Below are 22,846 nucleotides of genomic sequence, written 5' to 3'. Positions count from 1 at the left end.
ACGAAAGTAAAATAATTATGTCTACTATCACTACCCCTGTGGCGAATAAAGATTCGTCGGCATCTCTGTTTTTGCCGTTAATTAGCGGAAAAGTCAGACCTGATAAGTTATGGAATAGCAGTATGTTCCGCTTTAAATTTGCTTTAAGGTCTTTAATCTTTCCCGTTACAACATTTAATTACCTCAACGCATTAGCGAAACTGCCATTTCTACCCCAACTGCTGAAAATGCAGGGTTTGCTGCCGGCTAAACCGCATCGCCCTTACCTGCGCGCAGGCTTTAGCGTGGCACAACGTGCGCAGGCACTGCTTGACCATTACACGCTGATGGATCAACTGGATAATGCCAAACTGCGCCAGTTACTGCTGAGTCCGGTGTTAAATGTGATTGCCACCTTTAACGGAAAAAATGATGAGGTGTTTGCTATTAATTGCTGCCCAGGACATTTTGACCGCGAAGGTGAAATAACCCTGACACTGCATTATCAAACTCTGAATATTGCCTCGCTCTCATTTTCCATTATTCAGGAAAAGGGCAAGCGCACATTATTGATTGGTGGATTGCAGGGGCCGCGAAAACACATCTCAAATGATGTGATCCGCGATGCAACCAAAGCCGCACATGGCGTATTCCCGAAACGTCTGTTAATGGAAGCGGTATTTATTCTGGCGCAACAATGTGGCGTGCAAGCGATTTGCGCGGTAGGAGATACCACGCATGTGTTCCGCAGCATGCGTTATCGCCACAGTAAAGGTGATAAGTTCTTTGCCAGCTACAGTGAGTTCTGGCTGTCACTGGGCGGTGAAGCCCGTGCCGACGACCTGTTTACGTTGCCGCTGCAGATGGAAAGGAAAGCTCTGGAAGAGATCGCCAGTAAGAAACGCGCGGAGTATCGCCGTCGCTATGCACTGTTGGATGCGTTGAACACCCAGGTATTGCTGGCAGCAGGGGTTGAACCCGTGGCAGGGGCTGAACCAGTGCAGGAAGAGAGCGTAGAACGCGACGTATCACACGCCGCGTAATCGGGTATCAGAACGGCTGCTTCGCGTAGCCGGTCATCACCTTCAGCCCCATCTCACGCCCCAGCGCGGTCATTGGATGCACCACCACCAGGCCGCGCACGCTCTTCTTAAATGCGCCCATGTTGGCTTGTTCTTTCTTGGTGATCTCACGGCTGAAACCCAGCTTCTGCAGCTGTTGCGCTTCTTTGCTCAGCTTCTCATCGCGAACACTGCGCAGACGTTCAATTTCCTGCACCAGCTTCTCTTTTTCACGCAGCAACTCGCCGAGTTTTTCGGCATCGCCAGATTCCAGCAGCTGGGGTTCTTTGCGATTCAATGCGTCCAGTTGATCACTGAGCAGTTTGATCTCGGCTTTTTCTTGTTCTTTCATCAGGGGAAACTCGTTAAGGAAAACAGGCAAAGGATACATCAAAACGGGGCGATTTTGCAGCGGGGCGGATTCGACCGCGACAGTGCCCCTAAACGGCCGGCTTCTTAAAGGCTTGCTTGTGGGAGATGCGCGATATCAGCTCGGTGAGCGATAGCACCATGGTCGAGCGCACCATCTGCAGATAGCGCTGTTGCTGCATACTGCGTAATGCCTCGTCGTCTCGGGTGAAGTCAGGTTGTGGCGGCCATGCTACGACGCAGTGCAGTTCACCAAACGGCCCCAAAATCTCATCGTCAGTAAAGCGGTAGTCGCTGGTGTCGTGATCGAGTTCTTCACGCAGCGCCAGCAGCAGCTCACAATCTTCATATTCATGGCGATTAATCACGCCCAAGCCGTAAATCAGTTTCAAACGCACCGACAGCTCGCCCAGCGGACCGTCGCCGAGCAGCAACGGCTCAACCGCGTATTTCACGGCATAATCGTCTTTACGGAAAACCTGCAACACCAGCAGGTTGACCGCTTCAGCCAATAGCTCAACGGCGGCGATCAGGAAGCTTCTCACCGATCGACCGGCGTTCAGGCGCTCAAGCACCCGGTTTTCAAAAGCTTGCTTCTCTTCCATTATTGCCTGCATCGTTCCGCTACCGCCGACGGGCACGGTTGGCACCGCGCCCGAGTGAGCTATTAAAAGGTGCGCATTATGCCATAGCGTTGTAAGCACTCACCACTGAGGTGACCACTTCGCTATTGGCTTCCAGTCCAGAGATCTCGGCCAGTGTTGCCTGTGGGCCTTTCTCAGCCAACAGGGCAGCCAGTTCCTGTGCCTGTGGATCGGCTTCGCTGCGGTAGTGCATCGCGGCAGCGATACCCTGCACCAGGTTGGCGTGTGGCAAGTGGTACTCAAGGGTGCCGAGCGTGGGTTTGATCAGACGATCGCCCGCGCTGAGTTTACGCAGCGGCTGGCGGCCAACACGTTCAACATCATCTTTCAGGTATGGATTTTCAAAACGAGTGAGGATTTTCTGGATGTAAGCGGCGTGCTTGTCGGCATCAAAGCCATAGCGCTTGATCAGCACCTCGCCGCTCTCCTGCATCGCACCCTGCACCACGGCACGCACTTTCTCATCCAGAATCGCATCACGGATGGTAGCGTGGCCGGCTAACTGGCCAAGATAGGCGGTGATGGCATGGCCGGTATTCAGTGTGAAGAGTTTGCGCTCGACAAATGCCATCAGGTTGTCGGTCAGCTCCATGCCAGGAATGTTTGGCAATTCACCTTTGAACTGAGTTTTATCCACAATCCATTCGCTGAAGGTTTCGACTGTCACTTCCAGCGGATCGTTGCTGCCGGCCTCAGAAGGCGGCACGATGCGGTCAACGGCGGAGTCGACGAAGCCAACGTGCTCTTCAACCCACGCGTGATACTGCTCTGGCAGCGCTTTCAATACGTGCTGCTTCAACTGACTGGTGCCGCGCACCATGTTTTCACAGGCGATGATATTCAGCGGACGGACATTACCGTTGTCGCTGCGTTTGGCCAGACCTTTCGCCACACCGCCTGCGATGCGCTCCAGAATTTGCGGACCAACCGCCGTGGTAACGATATCAACCTCAGCAATCAGCGTGACGATGTCGTCGCTGGTGCTGTTCACTGCGCTAACGCCGGTAACGATTTCGACCTTTGCCTGCTCGCCAACTACATGAACCGGATACTCATGACGGGCGTTAAGGGCATCCAGAACCACCTGATTCACATCCGCGAAAACCAGTTCGATACCGGCATCAGCCAGTAACTTACCGATAAAACCGCGACCGATGTTACCTGCTCCAAAATGTAACGCTTTCATAAATTTGACCCATATCAAATGACGAAAGGGCGGGCAAATCCGCCCCGGAAATGTGGGACGGGCTTGCCCGCCCCAGGGAAGTTAAAACGTGGTATTACGCTTTCGCGGTGTTACCTGACAGCAGATCCAGCACATCCTGAACGCTGGTGGTGTTCGCCAGCTTCTCAATCACGCTGTCATCATCCAGCGCGTTGGTCAGGCTGGTAATCACCTGAATGTGTTCGTTATTGCGAGCGGCAATACCAATCACCAGGCGCGCTACATCATCGGCTTCTTCACCAAACAGCACACCTGCTGGGTACTGGCAGAACACCACGCCAGTTTTCAGCACGCGATCTTTGGCTTCCACGGTGCCGTGCGGCACAGCGATAGACTCACCGAGATAGGTCGGGGTCAGCTTTTCACGTTCCAGCATTGCTTCAACGTACTCTGGCTGGACATAACCGCCTTTCACCAGCTGCTCACCAGCAAAACGAATCGCCTGCTCTTTGTTGCTGGCGCTCAAGCCGAGGAACACGTTGTCCGCGCCCAGTTTGAACAAGTTAGCGCTGCCATCGTCATAGCTGTCTGCCAGCGTGGTCTGCACGGTTTCACGATGTGCTTCACTGCGGTTAGCGGCGATCAGACGTTCAGTCAGATTGCTGTACAGCGCGCTATCGAGGAAGTTATTCAGTGAAATATGCTGCGCCTGCGGTGCCTGACGCATCGCACGTTCCGTCAGATCGCGGTGGGTAATCACCAGATCCACATCGCCCGGCAGTGAGTTAATCGCACTGTTGGTTACCGAGATATTGCTCAGGCCAGCATCCTGCACTTTCTTACGCAGCACACCTGCACCCATGGCGCTGGAACCCATACCGGCATCACAGGCCACGATGATTTTACGCACGTGGCTCACATCAACACTGTTGGCATCGGCGATAACCGGAGAACCCGCAACGGCCTGACCTTTCGACTGCGCTTTCATATCACGCATACGCTGAGTCGCAGCTTCGATATCGTCATCTTCTTTCACTTTGCTGGTTTTCAGCAGGATAGAAGAGACCACGAAGGAGACGGCAAACGCCGCGATGATGGCCGCGATGTTAGCGAAGTATGCGCCTTTTGGCGTCATCGCCAGTACTGCGAGGATTGAACCCGGAGACGCTGGAGACACCAAACCGCCGTTCAGTACGGTCAGGGTGAACACGCCTGTCATACCACCGAGGATCACCGCCAGCAGCAGACGTGGCGCCATCAGCACGTACGGGAAGTAAATTTCGTGGATACCACCAAGGAAGTGGATGATGGCCGCACCGCCTGCAGACTGCTTGGCGCTACCGCGACCAAAAATCATGTAGGCAACCAGCACACCCATACCTGGGCCTGGGTTAGCTTCAATCAGGAAGAAGATAGATTTACCGGCTTCGCTGGCCTGCTGGATACCCAGTGGCGAGAAGATACCGTGGTTGATGGCGTTATTGAGGAACAGGATTTTCGCCGGTTCAACAAAGATAGAGGTCAGTGGCAGCAGGTTGTTCTGCACCATCAGATTTACGCCCGCCGCAAGGATGTGTGACAGACCTTCAACCAATGGACCGATGCCGATGAACGCCAGCAGCGCCAACAGCATACCGATGATACCGGCTGAGAAGTTGTTAACCAGCATCTCAAAGCCGCTTTTGATTTTACCATCAACCATACGGTCAAAGGTTTTGATCGCCCAGCCGCCCAGTGGACCGGCAATCATCGCGCCGAGGAACATCGGCATATCTGCACCGACAATCACACCCATGGTGGTAATGGCACCGACCACGCCGCCGCGATCGCCGCCCACCAGACGTCCACCGGTGAAACCGATCAACAATGGCAGCAGGTAAGTGATCATTGGGCCGACTAGTTTCGCCAGCGTTGCGTTTGGAATCCATCCGGTTGGGATGAACAGTGCTGTGATGATACCCCAGGCGATAAACGCACCGATGTTTGGCATCACCATGTTACTCAGAAAGCGACCAAAGCTCTGGACCTTGACCTTCGCTGATGAGGACATAAACCCACCCCTTATTGAGACGCGCTGCAATAAGAGCGCGGTTGTTTTTGTTAAGACTTTTATTGAGCCGTTCCGGCGCGGGCCGTGGCATCACTGTATGCACGCGGACTCTAGCACTAGTTTATTACGCTGCGTAGCATCCGGGATAAGTGTGATGCAGATCACTCAAAATTGGGGTGGTCAGGGTGCTATAAGGTGATGAAGATCACATAAATAGAGTGTAAGAAAAGTACGAAGGCGAAATTTCAAGCAAAACAACGGGATAAATGTGACTTAAGTCACCTTTGAAGCGCTGTGGTTTGTTTCATAAGTGTGATTGAGATCACAAATTATTTTTGGTCGAAAATGCGCCAGATCACACAATAGCGATGCAGATAAGTGAGGTGTAAGGAAGTGACGAAAAATCTGAAAGGTGCAATAAAGAGTATGTCAGGAAAAGGGCGACCTTTAGTCGCCCCTGAACGCATTAAAAACGAGGTTACAAACCACCCTGCACAGCATTCTGTGCCTGAGTCAGGGCTTGAGCATTGCTGGAAAGGTTGCTCATCAGGGTGTTGTACTGCGTGGCCTGATCCTGCGTTGGGAACTGAACGCCACCGTCATTGAAGGTCACACGCGTGCCCTGCGACTGCAGATAATCACCGGTTTGCACCGCCGCCTGGCTCAACGCCTGCAGCTGAGGCAGCAATGGAATCAGCGTACCTGCCGGCTGCGTCACCACTTTGGCGTAGACGCTGTCATACACTTTCTTCAGATCGTCTGGCTGCTTCAACGTGGCTTTGCTGCTGTCGGCCTGCATTTTGGCGCTCTGAATCTGCTGTGACAGCACACTGAGGTTGCCGCTCGCCTGACGCAGACTGTCGCGACGGGTCAGATAATCTTGTGGCACACGAATCGCGGCCAGTTCATCAACCACAGGGCGCATGCCTTGCTCAACCGCCTGATTGGCCTGCTGAGAGAAGCCATACAGAATGGCGTAGTCGCCCGCGTAGTTACCGAAGGTCTGCTTCTGGTTTTCGCTCAGGCTAGGCAGATGCTCGCCGCTGCGCATCGCGGTATTCTGCAGGAAATCGGTGAAAGCTTTGCGCTGATCGCCTTCTTTATCGCCACAGGCGGTAAGTTGCAGCACAACCAGTGCGCTGACCATAAGCATGCCGGTACGCATCCAGATGCGGGATAATCCTGACGCCATGTTGAACTCCTGTTATGGCTAATTTCGATTCGGTGGGAATGGTCCTAAAGGATAGTGCAATGGCCTGGTGTGTACAACGGGTTGAGAGGCGGCAAACTGTGGCAAAGCGCGCACCCTGGTGCGCCGGATAGAGGTAATGAAAGAAATGTGCTGGTGGTCAACCCTAAAGGTTGTGCTCCACCGACACCAACGAACGCAGGCAACAAACTGAACCTAAAGGCCGAAATCGCCTGGCGGCATCAGGCAGGCCGCACTGATGCCGCCAGGTTGTGATTTAAAACACCAGCGCCTGCCCATCCTTCCGGCTTTCAGTGGCGGCAATGTAGAAGCCTTGCGGGTCACGCACAATCGCCTGCGCACCGCCGAAATTGTAGCTCTGTAACGGATCTTCTACCGTAATCTGGTGACCCATTTCGCGCAGTTTCGCCAGCACATTACGATCGATACCCGGTTCCACTACAACCGCGCGACCTTGCTCAACACGCCAGCGCGGTGCATCTATCGCCGCCTGCGGATTCTGCTTGTGCTGCATGATGCGGAGCGCCAGTTGCAGATGTCCCTGCGCCTGCATTGGGCCACCCATTACGCCAAACGACATCAATGGCTGTCCCGCCGCATCCAGCGCAAATGCCGGAATAATGGTGTGGAACGGGCGTTTGCTGCCGGCCACCACATTCGGATGCTGCGGATCGAGTGAGAAGCCGCAGCCGCGGTTCTGCAAGCTGATGCCAGTATCCGGCACCACCACGCCCGACCCGAAGCCCATATAGTTGGACTGAATAAACGAAACCATCATGCCGCTGGCATCGGCAGTCGAGAGATACACGGTGCCGCTCTGCTGCGGGGATCCGAAGGTAAAATCACCGGCCTGATCAGGATTGATGAGCTGGGCGCGCTGTTTAAGATAGCTGTCGCTCAACAGCAGTTCTGCCGGGAACTCCAGATGGTCGTAGTCGGTGACGTAGCGATCCAGATCGACTAACGCCAGCTTCATCGCCTCAATGGATAAGTGCAGCCACGGCACGGAATCCGGCGTGTAGCTGCCGATGTCCCACTGCTCGAGAATTCCGAGCGCAATTAAGGTGGCGATGCCCTGACCGTTGGGTGGCAGCTCCTGCACCGAACCGTTGGCAAACGGGCGTGATAGCAGATCCACCCAATCGGCACGATGGTTGTTGAGATCGGCCATGCTGAGTGCTGCGCCGTGCTGTTCGGCAAATGCCACTATTTTCTCGGCTAGCTCACCCCGATAGAAGGCTTCACCCTTGGTTTCGGCGATTTTCTGTAATGTCTCGGCCTGCGCCGGGTTACGGAACAGCTCACCGGCACGCGGCGGTCGGCCGTCTGGCGCAAAACACTCAACAAAACCCGGCTGAGACTTCAGTTTGTTGTAGCCGCGCTGCCACAGATGGGCGATCAGCGGCGAAACCGGGAAGCCGTCACGGGCGTATTCGATAGCCGGTTGTGCCAGCGTGGTCAGCGGCAATGTGGCAAAGCGCTCGGTCAGCGTCACCCAGGCAGAAACCGCGCCCGGCACGGTCACCGCTTCCCAACCGATTTCCGGCATGGCGCTGTGTCCGGCAAAGCGTTCTGCATTCCAGCTGGCGGGGGATCGGCCGGAGGCATTTAAGCCATGCAGCTCTTTGCCATCCCAGATAATGGCAAACGCATCGCTGCCAATGCCGTTGCCAGTGGGTTCCAGCACCGTCAGCGCCATCGCGCTGGCAATCGCTGCATCCACGGCATTGCCGCCCTGTTGCAACATGCGCATCCCCGCCTGTGCCGCCAGCGGCTGTGACGTGGCGACTGCATTGCGGCCCATCATTGGGGCACGGTGCGAGGCATAACTAACGTTGAAATCCAAATCGCTCATAACGGTTCCTTAATGTGAGTCATTGCGCGGATCAAGCGCGTCGCGCAGTCCATCGCCCAGCAGATTGAAGCCCTGCACGGTGAGAAAAATCGCCAGCCCAGGGAAAATAGACATCCAGGGTGCCTGCTCCAGGTAGCCCTTAGCGGTGTTCAGCATCGCGCCCCAGGAAGGTGAGGGCGGCTGTTGGCCGAGTCCGAGGAATGACAGGCTGGCTTCGGTAATAATGGCGGAAGCAATCGCCAGCGTGGCCTGCACCAGAATCGGTGATAGCACGTTGGGCAACACATAACGCAGGATGATCCAGCGGTCCGGCAAACCGATGGCGCGCGCCCCGTCGATATACTCTTCATGGCGGATGGCAATCACCTGGCCGCGCGTCAAACGGGCAAAGATCGGCATGGCGGAAAGCCCAATGGCGATCATCGCATTGGATAAACTCGGTCCAAGAAACGCACCCAACGCAATCGCCAGAATCAGAAACGGGCAGGCAAGCAGCGCTTCGATAAAGCGCGAGATAATGCCATCGCACCAGCCCTGCCAGTAACCGGCAATCAAGCCCAGCGGCACACCAATCAAAATGGCAATCATCACGGAGATGCAGCCTGCCAGAAGTGAGGTGCGCGCCCCCCAAATCAGACGCGACAGAATATCGCGGCCCAGCTCATCGGTCCCCAACCAAAACAGCGCGGAAGGGACTTTGCGCACGGCAAGGAAGTTTGCCTTGATCGGATCGGCCGGTGCCAGCCAGGGGGCCAGCAACGCCACGGCTACAAACAGCAGCACGATCACTGCGCCGATCAGCGCACTCTTATTACGCAGAAATTTCTTCAGCACCCGGCGGTTGGGCTTTGCAACTGCAGGCACTGCGCCTGCTGTTAACACCTCGCTCATGGTTAGCCTCGCATTTTCGGGTTGATTAACAGATAGAGCACATCCGCCAGCAGGTTCAGTAGCAGGAAGCCGATCGCCACCACCAGCACCACGCCCTGTACCACCGCGTAATCACGGTTAAACACCGCATCGACAATCATCTTGCCGAAACCGGGCAGGGTGAAAACCTGCTCGGTTAACACCGCACCGCCCAGCAGCTCACCAAACAGCAAGGTGGTGAGCGTGACGATCGGCATCAGTGCGTTACGGAAGGCATGCTTCAGCACCACTTTGGGGGCCAGCAGACCTTTGGCGCGCGCGGTGCGGATGTAATCGGCCTTTAGCACGCTGATCATTGATGCCCGCGTATGGCGCATCAGTGTGGCAGCAAGACCCGTCCCCAGCACTAAAGCGGGCAGCAGCAGGGTTTTCAGGTTCTGCGCGACATCTTCACTGATGGGTACAAAGCCGGAGGCCGGTAACCATTGCAGATGCACCGAAAACAGCAGGATCAGCAGAATGCCCAGCCAGAAATGCGGCACCGATATGCCGGAGAGCGCGACAAAATTGGTGGTGTGATCGACCCAGGTGTCTTTGCGCACCGCCGCGATAATGCCCATGCTGATGCCAATCCCCAGCGCAATCACCATCGCCAGCAGCGACAGCTCCAGCGTTACCGGCAACTTGCTGGCGATCAGCGAAGTCACCGGCTCTTTGGTGCGCAGTGACATGCCTAAGTCACCCTTCAGCGCATTGCCGATCCACGCGAAATACTGCGTGGGGATCGGGTCATCCAGATGATATTCCGCCCGCAGCTGCGCGATGACCGCGGGATCGCGCTCCTCACCCGCCATCGCCAGCACCGGATCGCCCGGCAGCAGCTTTTGCAGCGCAAACACCATGATGCTCACCAGCAGCAGCGTGGGGATCGCCAGCAACAAGCGTTTAACAATCAGTTCCAGCATCATCGCTCCTCAGCGGTTTACTGCGCCAGGCTCACACCCGCGAGGCGTACTAAGCCATCAGGCCAGGCTTTAAAGCCCTGCAGTTTTTTCGTCATGCCGAAGATGCGCGGCTCGAAGTAGAGATAGGCAATCGGCATATCGGTTTGCAGCTGATTCACCACCTTGGTGTACAACGCCTGGCGCTGCGCCTGATCGTTGGTGAGGCGTGCGGCGCTCAACCACTCATCAACCTGGGCATTGCTGTAGCGACCGTCGTTGAGCGTGCCTTTGCTGTTGATAAATGAGTAGATGCTGCCATCGGGATCGGGACGGCCGGACCAGCCGGATAAGCTAAGCTGGTAATCGCCACGCTGCTGACGATCCAGCAAGCTGGCGAACTCACTCATCTGCAAGTTGAGGTTTATGCCCGCTTCACCGACCATTGCCTGAATCACCTGACCAACCTGCTGTGCGGTTGGGTTGTTGGTGACCAGCAGCGTTAGATTGAGCGGCGTGGTGACGCCCGCCGCCTTCAGCAATGCTTTGGCTTTCTCCACATCGCGCGTACTGACTGGGGTGTTAACGTGATAGGGACTGACCGGTGAGAACGCCTGGTTGGACGGGGTATATAACCCTTCAAACGCCACCTGATTCAGCGCGTCGCGGTCAATCGCCAGCGAAAAGGCTTCGCGTACACGCGGATCTTTCAGTGGACTGTTGGCGTCTACCTTGCCGTTATTGATATTGAAAGTGATGCCCTGATAGCCGAGGCCGGTGACTTTGGCCAGCGCCAGCTTGCTGTCGCCTTCTACCGTTTTCACATCGCTGGCCGCGACGCCTTCCGTCAGGTCGAGATCGCCTGCGCGCAGGTTGGCGAGACGCACCGAGGCATCCGGAATCGGCAGGAAAATCACTTTATCGAAGTGATAAGCGCTCTTATTCCAGTAGTTTTCAAACCGCGTCAGCACGATACGGTCCTGCTGTACGCGGCTGGCGAATTGATACGGGCCGGAGCAGACCGGATGCGTCGCGAAATCTGGTTTTTTGGCCGCTTCCGGTGCCAGCATGGCGCCCGCACGGTCGGTGAGCTGGCTGAGCAGCGCGGCATCGGGCGTTTTCAGGTGGAACTTCACCTGCATTGGCCCACTCACTTCCACGCTGTCGATAGAGGAGATTTCGCTTTTACGCAGCGAACCCGGCAGCGTTAGCGCGCGCTCGATATTAAACTTCACCGCGTTGGCATCAAACTTCTCGCCATCCTGGAAGGTCACGCCCTCGCGCAGGTTCATGGTCAGGGTTTTGCCGTCATCGCTCCACGCCCAATCGGTTGCCAGGCCGGGCACCACTTTCAGGTTCTCATCCACATCTACCAAGCGGTCACACATGGCGGCAAACACAAAACGTCCGTAATAGGTGCGCGCCAGATGTGGATCGAGCATGTCCGGGTCGGCACCGAGGCCAATACGAATCACGCTTTCCGCCTGACTGTGTGCACTGGCACCGAGCAAGAGCAGGCCGCTTAAGGCCGTGATTAACGTAATACGAGCTTTCTTCACAGGCGAATCTCCAGAGGGTTAGGCTTGTTGTTTGACCGCCTGCTCAAACAGCGCGCGGCGACGTAAAAAGGCGGCAGAAGGGGGGGCAATCACGATGACGCTGCGATCGCGGTTAATCTCCTGCCAGCGATGACAGGCAATCTGGCGGCCACCGCTCAGCACCTGGTTAATCGGTTCAAACTGACGGCAATCCGATGTCGCCCATGGGCAGCGGGTGTGAAAACGACAGCCACTGGGCGGATTCGCTGGATTGGGCAAATCGCCCTGCAGCATCGGAATCTGGCGGCTGACACCCGGTTGCATCTGCGGCGCGGAGGCGATCAGCGCTTGGGTGTAGGGGTGCAGCGGCGCGTCAAAAATCTCGTCCACGGTGGCGACTTCAACTATCTGTCCGAGATACATCACCGCCACGCGATCGCTCATATGGCGAATCACCGCCAGACCGTGCGCCACGATGATCATCGTCAGGCCAAACTGCTGTTTCAGGCTTTCCAGCAGATTCACCACCTGCGCCTGCACGGAAACGTCTAAGGCGGAAACCGGCTCATCGCCCAGCAGTAGCTTAGGTTGGGAGGCGAGGGCACGGGCGATGCCGATACGCTGACGCTGACCGCCGGAGAATTCGTGCGGATAACGTTCTGCCCAGGCCGCAGGTAAACCCACGGTGCGAAGCAGTTCCGCAACACGAGCATGGCGCGCCTCTCGGCTCAGTTTTTCATGCAGCCACAGCGGCTCGCCGACAATCTGTTGCACCGTCATGCGTGGATTCAGCGAGGCAAAGGGGTCCTGAAAGATGATTTGCAGCTCACGGCGTAGTTGATTAAGGCGTGCGCCGCTGGCATCGGTAATGCTTTCACCCTGGTAGAGTACTTCCCCGGCGCTGGCGGCCAGCAGACGCAGCAGCAAACGTCCCAAGGTCGATTTGCCTGATCCTGACTCGCCGACAATGGCCAGCGTTTCGCCCGGCATCACCTGTAACGAGACCCGATCCACCGCCGTGACGCCGCGATTGCGTTTGAATAAGCGGTTGGGCCCGGCGAAGGTTTTGCTTAAATCGCGGCACTCTAAAATCGGTTTCATGCGGTCTCTCCCAGCGTGACATGCTGTTCCAGTGGGGCGCGGAAACAGGCGACCTGATGATCGTTCGCCACTGCACGCAGCGCTGGGCGGTTGTGCTGACAGCGGAGTTCGGCAAACGGGCAACGATTGGCAAAGCGGCAGCCCGCAGGCATGTTATCCGGCAGCGGAACCTGGCCGGGAATGGTCGCCAGTGCGCCGCTGCGCGCGCTCAGGCTAGGGATCGACCCCATCAGGCCAATGGTGTATGGATGTTGGGGATCGTTGAAAATCGCTTCCACGCTGCCGGTTTCCACCACCTGGCCGGCGTACATCACCGCGACGCGCTGCGCGACTTCGGCCACCACACCAAGGTCGTGGGTGATCATTAATACGGCGGTACCGGTTTCCTGCTTCAGGGTGTTCAGCAGCGCCAGAATCTGTGCCTGAATGGTGACGTCGAGTGCGGTGGTCGGCTCATCGGCAATCAGCAATTTTGGATTGTTAATCAATGCCATGGCGATCATCACACGCTGGCGCATGCCACCAGACAGTTGATGCGGATAGGCTTTCAGGCGCATCTCCGGCGCGGGGATTTGCACTTTTTGCAGGATGGTCAGTGCCGCTTCCATCGCGGTGCGGCGATTAACATGGCGATGGCGCATCACTGCTTCACTCAGTTGGTCGCCCAGGGTAAAGGCCGGGTTGAGCGAGGTCATTGGCTCCTGGAAAATCATCGCCAGCTGATTGCCGCGCAGGCTGGCGTAGTCGCTGGCGCTGAGATCGCGCAGGCTGCGCCCGTCGAACTGCATCTCGCCCTGTAAGATCTCAGCACTGGCAGGTTGCAGGCCCATCAATGTGAGTGAGGTGATGCTTTTGCCGCAGCCCGATTCCCCAACCAGTGCCAGCGTTTCACCGGCATGCAGCGTCAGAGAGATATCGTCCAATACCGTGACGGGCGAACCGCGAAACTGCACGCGCAGGTTGCGAACGGCAAGCACCGGGTGATCGTTCATGGCGTCTCCTCTTGATGGCTGTACAGTGCTTCAAGCAGCGCCTGTTGCAGCGCCAGTAAGTGTTCGCGCATTGCGGCAGCGGCTTCATGCGGCTGGCGTTGCGCGATGTGATTCACCAGGCGCTGGTGATGGTCGTCGTAATTGTTGAGGCGGGCGGGCGTGCGCGCCTGCACACGCAGATGCTGCCAGCCCGGATCGCGGCGTACGGCGTCTACGGCGTCGAATAATCCCAGCATCAGGCGATTCCCGGCGGCTTCGGCGATGGCGCGATGAAAGGCGCTATCCCACAGTTCGTGCTGATCGCCATCCTCCGGGGCTGTGATGCCATTCATGCGTTCCAGCAGGCGCTTCATCAGTGCGATCTGCTCTTTACTGGCGCGCAGGGCGGCCAGCCGCGCCAGTCCGGGTTCCAGCTGCAAGCGGGCTTCCATCACCTCCAGCAGGTTCGACTGCTGCGGCAGATCGTGCAGCGCCAGCGGCTGTACCGGTGCCGCCGGGCCAACAAAGGTGCCTTTGCCCTGCTTGCGCCAGATGCGTCCCTCCTCTTCCAGCACATCAAGCGCGCGTCGGATCTCACGACGCCCAACGCCAAAGCGCTCCGCCAGTTCACGCTCGGTAGGCAACGCGCGATCGGGCTGCTGCTCGTGTTGCTGGATCAGTTGACGCAGTTGCTCCAGAGCGGAGCTGGAGTTGCGGGCGTTATCTGACGTGTGACTCATGATTGGTTCGCCTGTTTAAGCATCAGAAAAAGATCGGTAATCCCGGATTAACCAGCAATTTTACTGATGAAAGGCTGAGCAACCGGCTTTCTCAGCTTAGGCAAGAAGTGAACCAATATTGAATTGGTTCAAAGATGACAACCACGCGACAGAAATAACCCTTTGAAGAGTAAGTAAAAGTTTTTTCGGGCTTCGTTTAAATCTGAGAGGTGCATCAATATTCGCCCTAGGGTGTGCGCTTCAAGTTGGTGCGCCTACGCTGCATGACTGTGCAATACACAAGAGGGAAAAGGAGTCGTTCAGCTAAATAGTGTTAAATTTCAATTTCTTGAAATATTGGCACTTTTTTTGAATGTGCAAAAGCAGATGCAGGAGCGATAGCGGGTAACCGACGTCGCCAGACAATTTGCAATGGGTCACTAGGGTTCCGGTCGAAAGATGCTGGTCCGAGAGTGACCGACCGTCCTCTGACGGTTACACGGCGGGACAAAAGCCCGGGAGGAAAGCGAGATCGTTGCTCGCCGCCTCCTGCTTGTTTTCGCCCGTTAACGCCAGAGGAACCATCATGATCAAAGCCTGCCTTCGCTTGCTGTTGCTTTGCACCGTCGCACTGTTCAGCGTCAATACGCTGGCTGCCGACAAACCCTCCTTCAAGATCTGTTGGTCCATTTACGCGGGCTGGATGCCATGGGATTACGCCCAGCAAAGCGGCATCGTGAAAAAATGGGCCGACAAATACGGCATCGACATTCAGTTAGTGCAGGTCAACGACTACATCGAATCGGTGAACCAATACACCGCCGGAGGGTTTGACGGCTGCACCATGACCAACATGGATGCGCTGACGATTCCTGCCACCGGCGGCGTGGACAGCACGGCGCTGATTGTTGGCGACTATTCCAACGGCAACGACGGTATTCTGCTGAAAGGCAAAGGCAACATTGCCTCGCTGAAAGGCAAACCGATCAATCTGGTCGAACTCTCTGTGTCTCACTATCTGCTGGCGCGTGCACTGGAGAAATCCGGCATGAGCGAGAAGGATGTCAAAGTGGTGAACACCGCGGATGCCGATCTGGTGGCGGCGTTTGGCACCTCGGACGTGCACTCCATCGTGACCTGGAATCCGCTGCTGGCGGAAGCTGAGAAGCAGCCGGACAGCCATTTAATTTTCTCTTCAGCACAAATCCCCGGCGAAATCCTCGATCTGCTGGTGGTGAATACCGCCACCTTGAAAAAGTATCCGCAGCTGGGCAAGGCGCTGACCGGTGCCTGGTATGAAACCCTGAAAACCATGTCCGGTGCGAGTGACAGCGCCAAAGCTGCCCGCACGCAAATGGCGCAGGCTTCCGGCACCGATCTGGCGGGCTTCGATCAGCAGCTGGCCGCCACTCACTTGTTCAGCGATGCCAAAACCACCCTCGATTTTGTCGACAGCCCGCAGCTGAAAGCCACCATGCAGCTGGTCGCAGAGTTCTCCTTCAAGCATGGATTACTGGGAGAAGGCGCACCAAGTGCTGATGTGGTGGGCGTGGAAACGCCAGCAGGCAACTGGGGCGATACCAATAACCTGAAACTGCGCTTCACCGATGAGTTCACCAAACTGGCCGCTGCGGGTCAGCTATAAGCGAGACGATGCCGATGCGTAAATTGATCAACTACCAACCGCTGCCGCTTGGTCGCCTGCTGCTTGGCATCCTGCCGCTGCTGGCGCTGCTGCTGGTCTATCTGTTCGCGTCGGATGCGCGTCTCAGCCTGAACGCCGCAGACAAACTGTTGCCGGGGTTTAACGCGATGGGGGACGCCATCAGTCGCATGGCGTTTCAGCCCAGCCCGCGTACCGGGGAATACCTGCTGTGGACCGACACCGCTGCTAGCCTGATGCGTCTGCTGAGCGGCGTGGCGATCAGCGCACTGCTGGCGCTGGCGATTGGCCTGTTCACCGGCGCGCTGCCGGTGGTGCGGGCAGTGCTGGCACCGCTGGTGACGGTCGTCGCGCTGGTGCCACCGCTGGCGATTCTGCCGATTCTGTTTATCTGCTTTGGCCTGGGAGAAGTGTCGAAAGTGGTGCTGATCGTGATCGGCATTACCCCGCTGATTGCACGCGATTTACAGCTGCAGGTGGAGAAAATCCCGCGCGAGCAGTTGGTGAAAGCGCAGACACTCGGTGGGCACAGCGCGCAGATTTTGTGGCGCGTGATCCTGCCGCAGCTGATGCCGCGTCTGCTGGATGCGGTGCGTCTGTCGCTGGCGTCGGCGTGGCTGTTCCTGATTGCTGCCGAAGCGATTGCCGCCACTGAAGGGTTGGGTTACCGCATCTTCCTGATGCGCCGTTATCTGGCGATGGATGTGATTTTGCCGTACGTGGCGTGGATCGCGCTGCTGGCCTTTGTGCTCGACCTGCTGCTGCGGCTGATCAGCCGTCGCTGCTGGCCGTGGTATCACGCGAAATAACGGGAGATCGAGCGATGCCATTACTGCAACTGAAAAATCTGGAAAAACACTACGGCGAACAGGTGGTGCTGGAGCGACTCAATATCGATGTGGAAGAGGGAGAATTTGTGGCGATTGTCGGGGCATCCGGCTGTGGCAAAACCACTTTTCTCAACATGCTGCTCGGCACCGAATCGCCCACCAAAGGGCAACTTCTGCTGGACGGCGAACCGATCCCCGATGAACCCGATGCCCATCGCGGTGTGGTGTTTCAGCGCTACTCGGTGTTTCCCCACTTGACGGTGCTCGGCAACGTGATGCTGGCGGAAGAGTTCAGCACCGCCCGCTGGCTGGGACGTGTGTGGGGTAAAAAGCGCCAGGTGATACGTCAGCGTGCGCAGGCAATGCTGGCGCAGGTTGGCCTGGAGCATGCGCAAAACAAATACCCGCACCAGCTCTCGGGCGGCATGCAGCAACGCCTGGCGCTGGCACAGGCGCTGATGAAACAGCCGCGTATCCTGCTGCTCGACGAACCCTTTGGGGCGCTCGATCCCGGCATTCGCAGCGAGATGCACCAGCTGATTACCCGCCTGTGGCAGCAGCATAACTTGACCATTTTTATGATCACGCATGATTTGAAAGAGGGCTTCAGCCTGGCTTCGCGCCTGCTGGTGTTCGACAAACTGCGTCATGACCCGCACGCGCCGCAAGCCTGGGGCGCGACTATCACTTACGATCTGCCACTCGACCGCGACCAGCCCGCTGCTGGCCTGCCGTCTGAGCCGCAGGTGGCTTAAAGGAGCACCACATGAATGCTTATCAAACCCTGTTACCGGCGGGATCGCATTGGTCGCTGGTGATGCGCAGCGGCACCGCACTGACACTGACCGATATTGAAGGCGGCGCCAACGTCGGCATGCTGTTCTACAACCCGGAAAATCTGCTGGAGCGCTACAACGCGCCCGATACGTTGAAGTGCCAGCACACCTTCCGTCTGACAGCCGGGCACTGCCTTTATTCCGATATGGGGCGCATTTTTTGCGGCATCGAAGAAGACAGTTTCGGCTGGCATGAGAGCGTTTGCGGCACCTTAAATGCTGAGCAAACTGCCGCACGCTTCGGCACCAGCGACTATCAGCAGGCGCGCAATCTGCGCCATCAAAACGGCTACGACAGTTTCCTCGTCGAGCTGGCGAAATACGGCCTCGGCCAGCGTGATATGGCCTCTTGCCTCAACCTGTTTGCCAGGGTGCGCGCCGATGATAACGGCGCGCTGCAACTGGAGCAGCAGGGTGCACCTGGCGCACAGGTGCGGCTGCGCTTCGCCATGGACACGTTAGTGATCCTGCACACCTGCCCGCATCCGCTGAATGCCAGCAGCGAATATCCGCGCCAGCCGGTGCAGATCGCACTGAACGCCCAGCGCGCGCCACTGCCGGAAATTTGCCTGGCGCGTGGTGAGAACCAGCGCGGTCTGCGCAACAACGCGCTCTATCAGCTGCAAGGAGAAATCTGATGATCACTGAAAGCTTACTCAATCCCGCCGAAGCGCCATTCCAGCAGCAGGTGAATGCCGGTGATTACTGGTTGCAGCGTATCGAAGCGGGCCAGACGTTGCGTATCACCGATCTGGAAGGTAATCAGGCTGCCGATACACTGTTTTTCAATGCCGACGACACTGCCGAACGCTACAGCATGAGCGATACGCTGCGCGGGCAAAAAAATGTGTTTCTGAGTGCAGGCAGCGTGCTGCGTTCCAACTTAGATCGTCCGATGCTGACGATCACCGCCGATACCTGTGGCCGCCACGATACGCTGGGCGGTGCCTGTTCCTGTGAGAGCAACACCGTGCGCTACGACCTGGAGAAGCGTCATATGCACTCCTGCCGCGATAGCTGGATGCTGGCAGTGGCCGAAAAACCGGAATTCGGCCTGACGCGCCGTGATATCACCCACAACATCAACTTCTTTATGAACGTGCCGGTGACGCACGACGGCGGTCTGACCTTTGCCGATGGCATTTCTGCACCGGGCAAATACGTCGAGATGGTGGCGCAGATGAACATCCTGGTGCTGATCTCAAACTGCCCGCAGCTCAACAATCCCTGTAACGGTTACAACCCGACGCCGATCTTAGTCAGCGTGTGGTGAATCTTTGACGCAACGGGACGACCCGTTTTAAAGCCGTCATTGTCCCTGCAGGACGACCTGCCGTAATAAGAGATTTTACTCATGATTAATCGCGTATTGATTGCCAACCGTGGCGCGATTGCCGTGCGCATCATCCGTACCTTGCAAGCCATGAACATCCGCGCGATTGCGGTGTATGCCGAAGCCGATCGCCACGCGCGCCATGTGCGACTGGCCGATGAAGCCTGGTCGCTGGGCGAAGGGCAGGTGCGAGACACTTATCTCAATCAGCAAAAAATACTGGAAATTGCCGCACAGAGCGGGGCGCAGGCAGTGCATCCCGGCTACGGTTTCCTCAGCGAAAATCCCGAGTTTGTGACGCGCTGTGAAGCGGCCGGCGTGCAGTTCCTCGGGCCGAGTGCCGGGCAGATGGCCGCGTTCGGTTTAAAACATCGTGCACGTGCGCTGGCACAGGAAAATCAGGTGCCGCTGTTGCCCGGCAGTGGTTTGCTGACTTCGCTGGACGAAGCGCGAGTGATGGCGGAACAGATTGGCTATCCGGTGATGTTGAAAAGCACCGCCGGTGGCGGCGGAATTGGCATGCAGCGCTGTGATGATGTCGAACAGCTGAGTGCGGCATTTACGCGTGTTAAACGTTTAGCAGGCAATAATTTCGCCGACGATGGCGTATTTTTAGAGAAGTTCATCGCCCGCGCGCGCCACATTGAAGTGCAGATTTTTGGCGATGGGGCCGGCAACGTCATCGCCCTCGGCGAGCGTGATTGTTCCGCCCAGCGCCGCAACCAAAAAGTGCTGGAAGAAACACCCGCGCCGGGACTGAGTGCGGCCGTTCGCGCCGAACTGCAAGCCACGGCGGTGCGTCTGGCGTGCGCGGTCAATTATCGCAGCGCAGGCACCGTGGAGTATGTCTACGATGATGCCAGCCAGCAGTTCTGGTTCCTCGAAGTGAACACCCGCTTGCAGGTTGAACACGGCGTCACCGAAATGGTGTACGGCGTGGATTTGGTTCGCTGGATGGTGGAGCTGGCGCAACAAACGTTGCCGCCGCTGCACACCTTAACGACTGAGGCGCAGGGCCATGCGATTCAGGTGCGCCTGTACGCCGAAGATCCGGCCAAACAGTTCCAGCCCAGTGCCGGTTTGCTTAGCCACGTTAAGTTCCCCGCAGAGATTGATGATGCCACGCTGCGCATCGACAGCAGCGTGGAAACCGGCATGGAGGTGTCGCCGTTCTACGATCCGATGCTAGCGAAGGTGATTGTGCATGCGGCTAACCGTGAAGTGGCATTGCGCAGCATGGCGCAGGCGCTGGACGCCACCGAGCTGTACGGCATCGAAACCAATCTGCTGTGGTTGCGCCATCTCTGTTCCCTGTCGGAAGTGCAGCAGGGCCGCATCATCACCGCCACGTTGGGCGGCGTGCAGTGGCAACCGCCTACGCTGGATATCCTCAGCGGCGGCACTTTAACGACGGTGCAGGATGCGCCTGGCCGCGTCGGCTATTGGCATGTCGGTGTGCCGCCGTCGGGCCCGTTTGACAGCCGCGCGTTCCAGTTAGGTAATCGCTTATTGAAAAACGACGCGCAGGCGGCAGGGCTGGAGATCACCCTGCGCGGCCCCACGCTGCGTTTTAACCAGGCGTGCAGCTTTGTCATCACCGGGGCACCGATTGCCGCGCAGCTGGATCAGCAGACATTAACGATGCACCAGATTGTCACCGCACAGGCCGGGCAAACCCTGACCTTGGGCGATGTCAGCGAAGGGTGCCGCAGCTATCTGCTGCTGGCGGGCGGCTTGAATACGCCGCGCTATCTCGGCAGCCGCAGCACCTTTACGCTCGGCAAATTTGGCGGTCATGCCGGGCGCGCTTTGCGTGCGGGCGATGTGTTGCATCTTGCCGATCCGCAGGTGCTGGCAACGGCAGACTTGCCTGGTGAGTTGGTGCCGGAACTCAACGGCGAATGGCAGCTGCGGGTGATTTACGGCCCGCACGGCGCACCGACCTTCTTTACCGATGATGACATCGCGGAGTTCTTTGCCGCCGAGTGGCAGGTGCACTACAACTCCAGCCGCACCGGCATCCGCCTGATCGGACCGAAACCGACCTGGGCACGCAGCGACGGCGGCGAAGCGGGTATGCATCCGTCCAATATCCATGACAACGCTTATGCCTTTGGCACGGTGGATTTTACCGGCGATATGCCGGTGATCCTCGGTCCGGATGGTCCCTCACTCGGTGGCTTTGTCTGTCCGGCCACGGTGATCGAAGCCGATCTGTGGAAGCTCGGACAGCTCAAAGCCGGGGATCGCGTGCGCTTCCTGCCGATCGATCTCAGCAGTGCGGATCAACTGGCGCAGGCAGAGCGTGAAGCGATCATCAAACTGCAATCCGTACCGCTTACAGTGAACGCTGCGCTGCCCCTTATTGATCCACTATTGCACCATCAGGCGGCAGAAAATGGCCGCCCATCGCTCAGTGTGCGTGCGGCAGGTGACCGCTTCCTGCTGGTAGAGTACGGCGATTTGATGCTGGATATCGCCCTGCGTTTCCGTGTGCACGCGTTGATGCAACAGCTGCAAGCCCATCCGCTGCCGGGACAGCTGGAATTAACACCGGGCATCCGTTCGCTGCAGGTGCACTACGATGCACAGCGCTGTGCAAGAAGTGAGGTGTTGGCGCAAATTTTGCACATTGATAGAGAGCTGGGCGATCTCAGCGAGGCCGCCGTGCCATCGCGTACCGTGTGGTTACCGCTCAGCTGGGATGATGCGGCATGCCGTGATGCCATTACCCGCTACAGCCAGTCGGTGCGACCTGATGCACCCTGGTGCCCCAGCAATATTGAATTTATCCGCCGCATCAATGGCCTTACCAGCATTGATGAGGTGAAGGAGATCGTGTTCAGCGCCGCCTATCTGGTGATGGGGCTGGGCGATGTCTATCTCGGTGCACCCGTGGCGACGCCGCTCGATCCCCGTCATCGCCTGGTGACCACGAAGTACAATCCGGCGCGCACCTGGACAGCAGAAAACTCGGTAGGTATTGGCGGCGCTTACATGTGCGTCTATGGCATGGAAGGGCCGGGCGGTTATCAGTTTGTCGGGCGCACCATGCAGATGTGGAACCGCGATCGACAAACCTCGGCCTTCACACAGCCGTGGCTGCTGCGCTTCTTTGATCAAATCCGTTTTTATCCGGTCAGCGCCGAGGAATTGCTCAGCATTCGCGAGCGTTTCCCGTGGGGTGACTATCCGCTGCGGAGCGAAGAGGGCGAATTCCGCCTTGCAGATTATCAGGCGATGCTGGTGGAGCAGGCGGAGGAAATCGACGCCTTCCAGCAGCAACGTCAGCAGGCTTTTGACTGTGAACTGGCGTGCTGGCGAGCAGAAGGGCAATTCACCTTCGACAGTCAGCTGCAGGAACAGAGTAGTGAAGAGATTACGGTGCCTGCAGGGTGTAGCCCGGTAGAGAGCCTGGTGGCGGGCAGCGTGTGGCAATGGTTGGTTGACGAAGGCAGTGAGATTGAAGCGGGTGCCACGGTAGGCATTCTCGAATCTATGAAGATGGAAATCCCGATCGTGGCGCCAGTCAGTGGAAAAATCCATAGTTTCTATCGGCAGGCTGGGCAGCAAGTGCAGGCGGGTCAGTTACTTATGGTGATCGATCCTTCTGCGGCATAAGTAAGAATAAAAAATAATCAGTAATCAGGGAGCAAAGCCGGGGATTTGACCCATAATTAGTAACCCGGCTGATTGTTGCATTGCCATGAC

Annotated in this window: 19 protein-coding genes and 1 riboswitch; of the genes, 7 read left to right on the top strand and 12 right to left on the bottom strand. The window is 57.3% G+C overall.

What is annotated here, in order from left to right; genetic code table 11:
* Window positions 1-17 precede the first annotated feature (17 nt).
* On the top strand, window positions 18-1,022 hold the full coding sequence (locus tag VI01_RS10175; RefSeq protein WP_045815035.1) for a VirK/YbjX family protein: 1,005 nt from the start codon (window positions 18-20) through the stop codon (window positions 1,020-1,022).
* A gap of 7 nt (window positions 1,023-1,029) precedes the next feature.
* Here VI01_RS10175 and VI01_RS10170 read toward each other — a convergent pair whose 3' ends face one another.
* The 12 genes from VI01_RS10170 to VI01_RS10115 all read right to left on the bottom strand — a co-directional run bounded on the left by VI01_RS10170 (window position 1,030) and on the right by VI01_RS10115 (window position 14,494).
* Window positions 1,030-1,392 carry a YibL family ribosome-associated protein gene (locus VI01_RS10170; protein ID WP_038643877.1) on the bottom strand — a complete coding sequence of 121 codons (363 nt, stop codon included), beginning with the start codon at window positions 1,390-1,392 and terminating at the stop codon, window positions 1,030-1,032.
* A gap of 88 nt (window positions 1,393-1,480) precedes the next feature.
* Window positions 1,481-2,026, bottom strand: a complete 546-nt coding sequence (gene mtlR / locus VI01_RS10165) for a mannitol operon repressor MtlR (protein ID WP_197079585.1) — start codon at window positions 2,024-2,026, stop codon at window positions 1,481-1,483.
* Window positions 2,027-2,090: 64 nt separating this feature from the next.
* A complete protein-coding gene (gene mtlD / locus VI01_RS10160) occupies window positions 2,091-3,239 on the bottom strand; it encodes a mannitol-1-phosphate 5-dehydrogenase (RefSeq protein WP_034827736.1) in 1,149 nt (382 codons plus the stop codon).
* A 94-nt stretch (window positions 3,240-3,333) separates the two neighbouring features.
* Window positions 3,334-5,268: a PTS mannitol transporter subunit IICBA gene (locus VI01_RS10155; protein ID WP_034827738.1), complete on the bottom strand. Its 1,935-nt coding sequence runs from the start codon at window positions 5,266-5,268 to the stop codon at window positions 3,334-3,336.
* A gap of 478 nt (window positions 5,269-5,746) precedes the next feature.
* Window positions 5,747-6,460 carry a DUF3053 domain-containing protein gene (locus tag VI01_RS10150; RefSeq protein ID WP_038643872.1) on the bottom strand — a complete coding sequence of 238 codons (714 nt, stop codon included), beginning with the start codon at window positions 6,458-6,460 and terminating at the stop codon, window positions 5,747-5,749.
* A 274-nt stretch (window positions 6,461-6,734) separates the two neighbouring features.
* Complete coding sequence (locus VI01_RS10145) at window positions 6,735-8,333, bottom strand: gamma-glutamyltransferase family protein (protein ID WP_045815034.1); 1,599 nt, start codon at window positions 8,331-8,333, stop codon at window positions 6,735-6,737.
* A gap of 9 nt (window positions 8,334-8,342) precedes the next feature.
* Window positions 8,343-9,224 (bottom strand): ABC transporter permease, encoded by an 882-nt coding sequence (locus VI01_RS10140; protein ID WP_045815033.1) that lies wholly within the window; start codon window positions 9,222-9,224, stop codon window positions 8,343-8,345.
* A gap of 2 nt (window positions 9,225-9,226) precedes the next feature.
* Window positions 9,227-10,168: an ABC transporter permease gene (locus VI01_RS10135; protein WP_045815032.1), complete on the bottom strand. Its 942-nt coding sequence runs from the start codon at window positions 10,166-10,168 to the stop codon at window positions 9,227-9,229.
* A gap of 17 nt (window positions 10,169-10,185) precedes the next feature.
* Window positions 10,186-11,703, bottom strand: a complete 1,518-nt coding sequence (locus VI01_RS10130; RefSeq protein ID WP_045815031.1) for an ABC transporter substrate-binding protein — start codon at window positions 11,701-11,703, stop codon at window positions 10,186-10,188.
* An 18-nt stretch (window positions 11,704-11,721) separates the two neighbouring features.
* Entirely contained in the window at window positions 11,722-12,783 is a 1,062-nt protein-coding gene (locus VI01_RS10125) for an ABC transporter ATP-binding protein (RefSeq protein WP_045815030.1), read from the bottom strand.
* On the bottom strand, window positions 12,780-13,775 hold the full coding sequence (locus tag VI01_RS10120; protein ID WP_045815029.1) for an ABC transporter ATP-binding protein: 996 nt from the start codon (window positions 13,773-13,775) through the stop codon (window positions 12,780-12,782). Before VI01_RS10120 ends, VI01_RS10125 begins: the two co-directional genes overlap by 4 nt.
* The gene (locus VI01_RS10115; protein ID WP_045815028.1) at window positions 13,772-14,494 is read right to left on the bottom strand and encodes a FadR/GntR family transcriptional regulator; all 723 of its coding nucleotides are present in this window, start codon (window positions 14,492-14,494) and stop codon (window positions 13,772-13,774) included. Before VI01_RS10115 ends, VI01_RS10120 begins: the two co-directional genes overlap by 4 nt.
* A gap of 408 nt (window positions 14,495-14,902) precedes the next feature.
* Window positions 14,903-14,997, top strand: a riboswitch (guanidine-I (ykkC/yxkD leader).
* 62 nt (window positions 14,998-15,059) lie between these two features.
* On the opposite strand from VI01_RS10115, the gene VI01_RS10110 reads away from it, so the two are divergent.
* From VI01_RS10110 to uca, 6 genes are all read left to right on the top strand, one after another.
* Window positions 15,060-16,118, top strand: a complete 1,059-nt coding sequence (locus VI01_RS10110) for a putative urea ABC transporter substrate-binding protein (protein ID WP_045815027.1) — start codon at window positions 15,060-15,062, stop codon at window positions 16,116-16,118.
* Window positions 16,119-16,132: 14 nt separating this feature from the next.
* Complete coding sequence (locus tag VI01_RS10105; protein WP_034827756.1) at window positions 16,133-16,945, top strand: ABC transporter permease; 813 nt, start codon at window positions 16,133-16,135, stop codon at window positions 16,943-16,945.
* A 14-nt stretch (window positions 16,946-16,959) separates the two neighbouring features.
* Window positions 16,960-17,721: an ABC transporter ATP-binding protein gene (locus VI01_RS10100; RefSeq protein WP_045815026.1), complete on the top strand. Its 762-nt coding sequence runs from the start codon at window positions 16,960-16,962 to the stop codon at window positions 17,719-17,721.
* Between the two features lie 11 nt (window positions 17,722-17,732).
* On the top strand, window positions 17,733-18,440 hold the full coding sequence (locus VI01_RS10095; protein ID WP_038643859.1) for an urea amidolyase associated protein UAAP1: 708 nt from the start codon (window positions 17,733-17,735) through the stop codon (window positions 18,438-18,440).
* Window positions 18,440-19,075: an urea amidolyase associated protein UAAP2 gene (locus VI01_RS10090; RefSeq protein WP_038643857.1), complete on the top strand. Its 636-nt coding sequence runs from the start codon at window positions 18,440-18,442 to the stop codon at window positions 19,073-19,075. The genes VI01_RS10095 and VI01_RS10090 overlap by 1 nt, the downstream gene beginning before the upstream one ends.
* A gap of 81 nt (window positions 19,076-19,156) precedes the next feature.
* Window positions 19,157-22,756: an urea carboxylase gene (gene uca / locus VI01_RS10085; RefSeq protein WP_045815025.1), complete on the top strand. Its 3,600-nt coding sequence runs from the start codon at window positions 19,157-19,159 to the stop codon at window positions 22,754-22,756.
* Window positions 22,757-22,846 lie beyond the last annotated feature (90 nt).

The organism is Pantoea sp. SM3, assembly GCF_000963995.1.
Taxonomy (GTDB): Bacteria; Pseudomonadota; Gammaproteobacteria; order Enterobacterales; family Enterobacteriaceae; genus Pantoea; species Pantoea rwandensis_B.
Note: the sequence above shows the minus strand (reverse complement) of the source record. Positions and strands in the feature narration are given on the sequence as shown.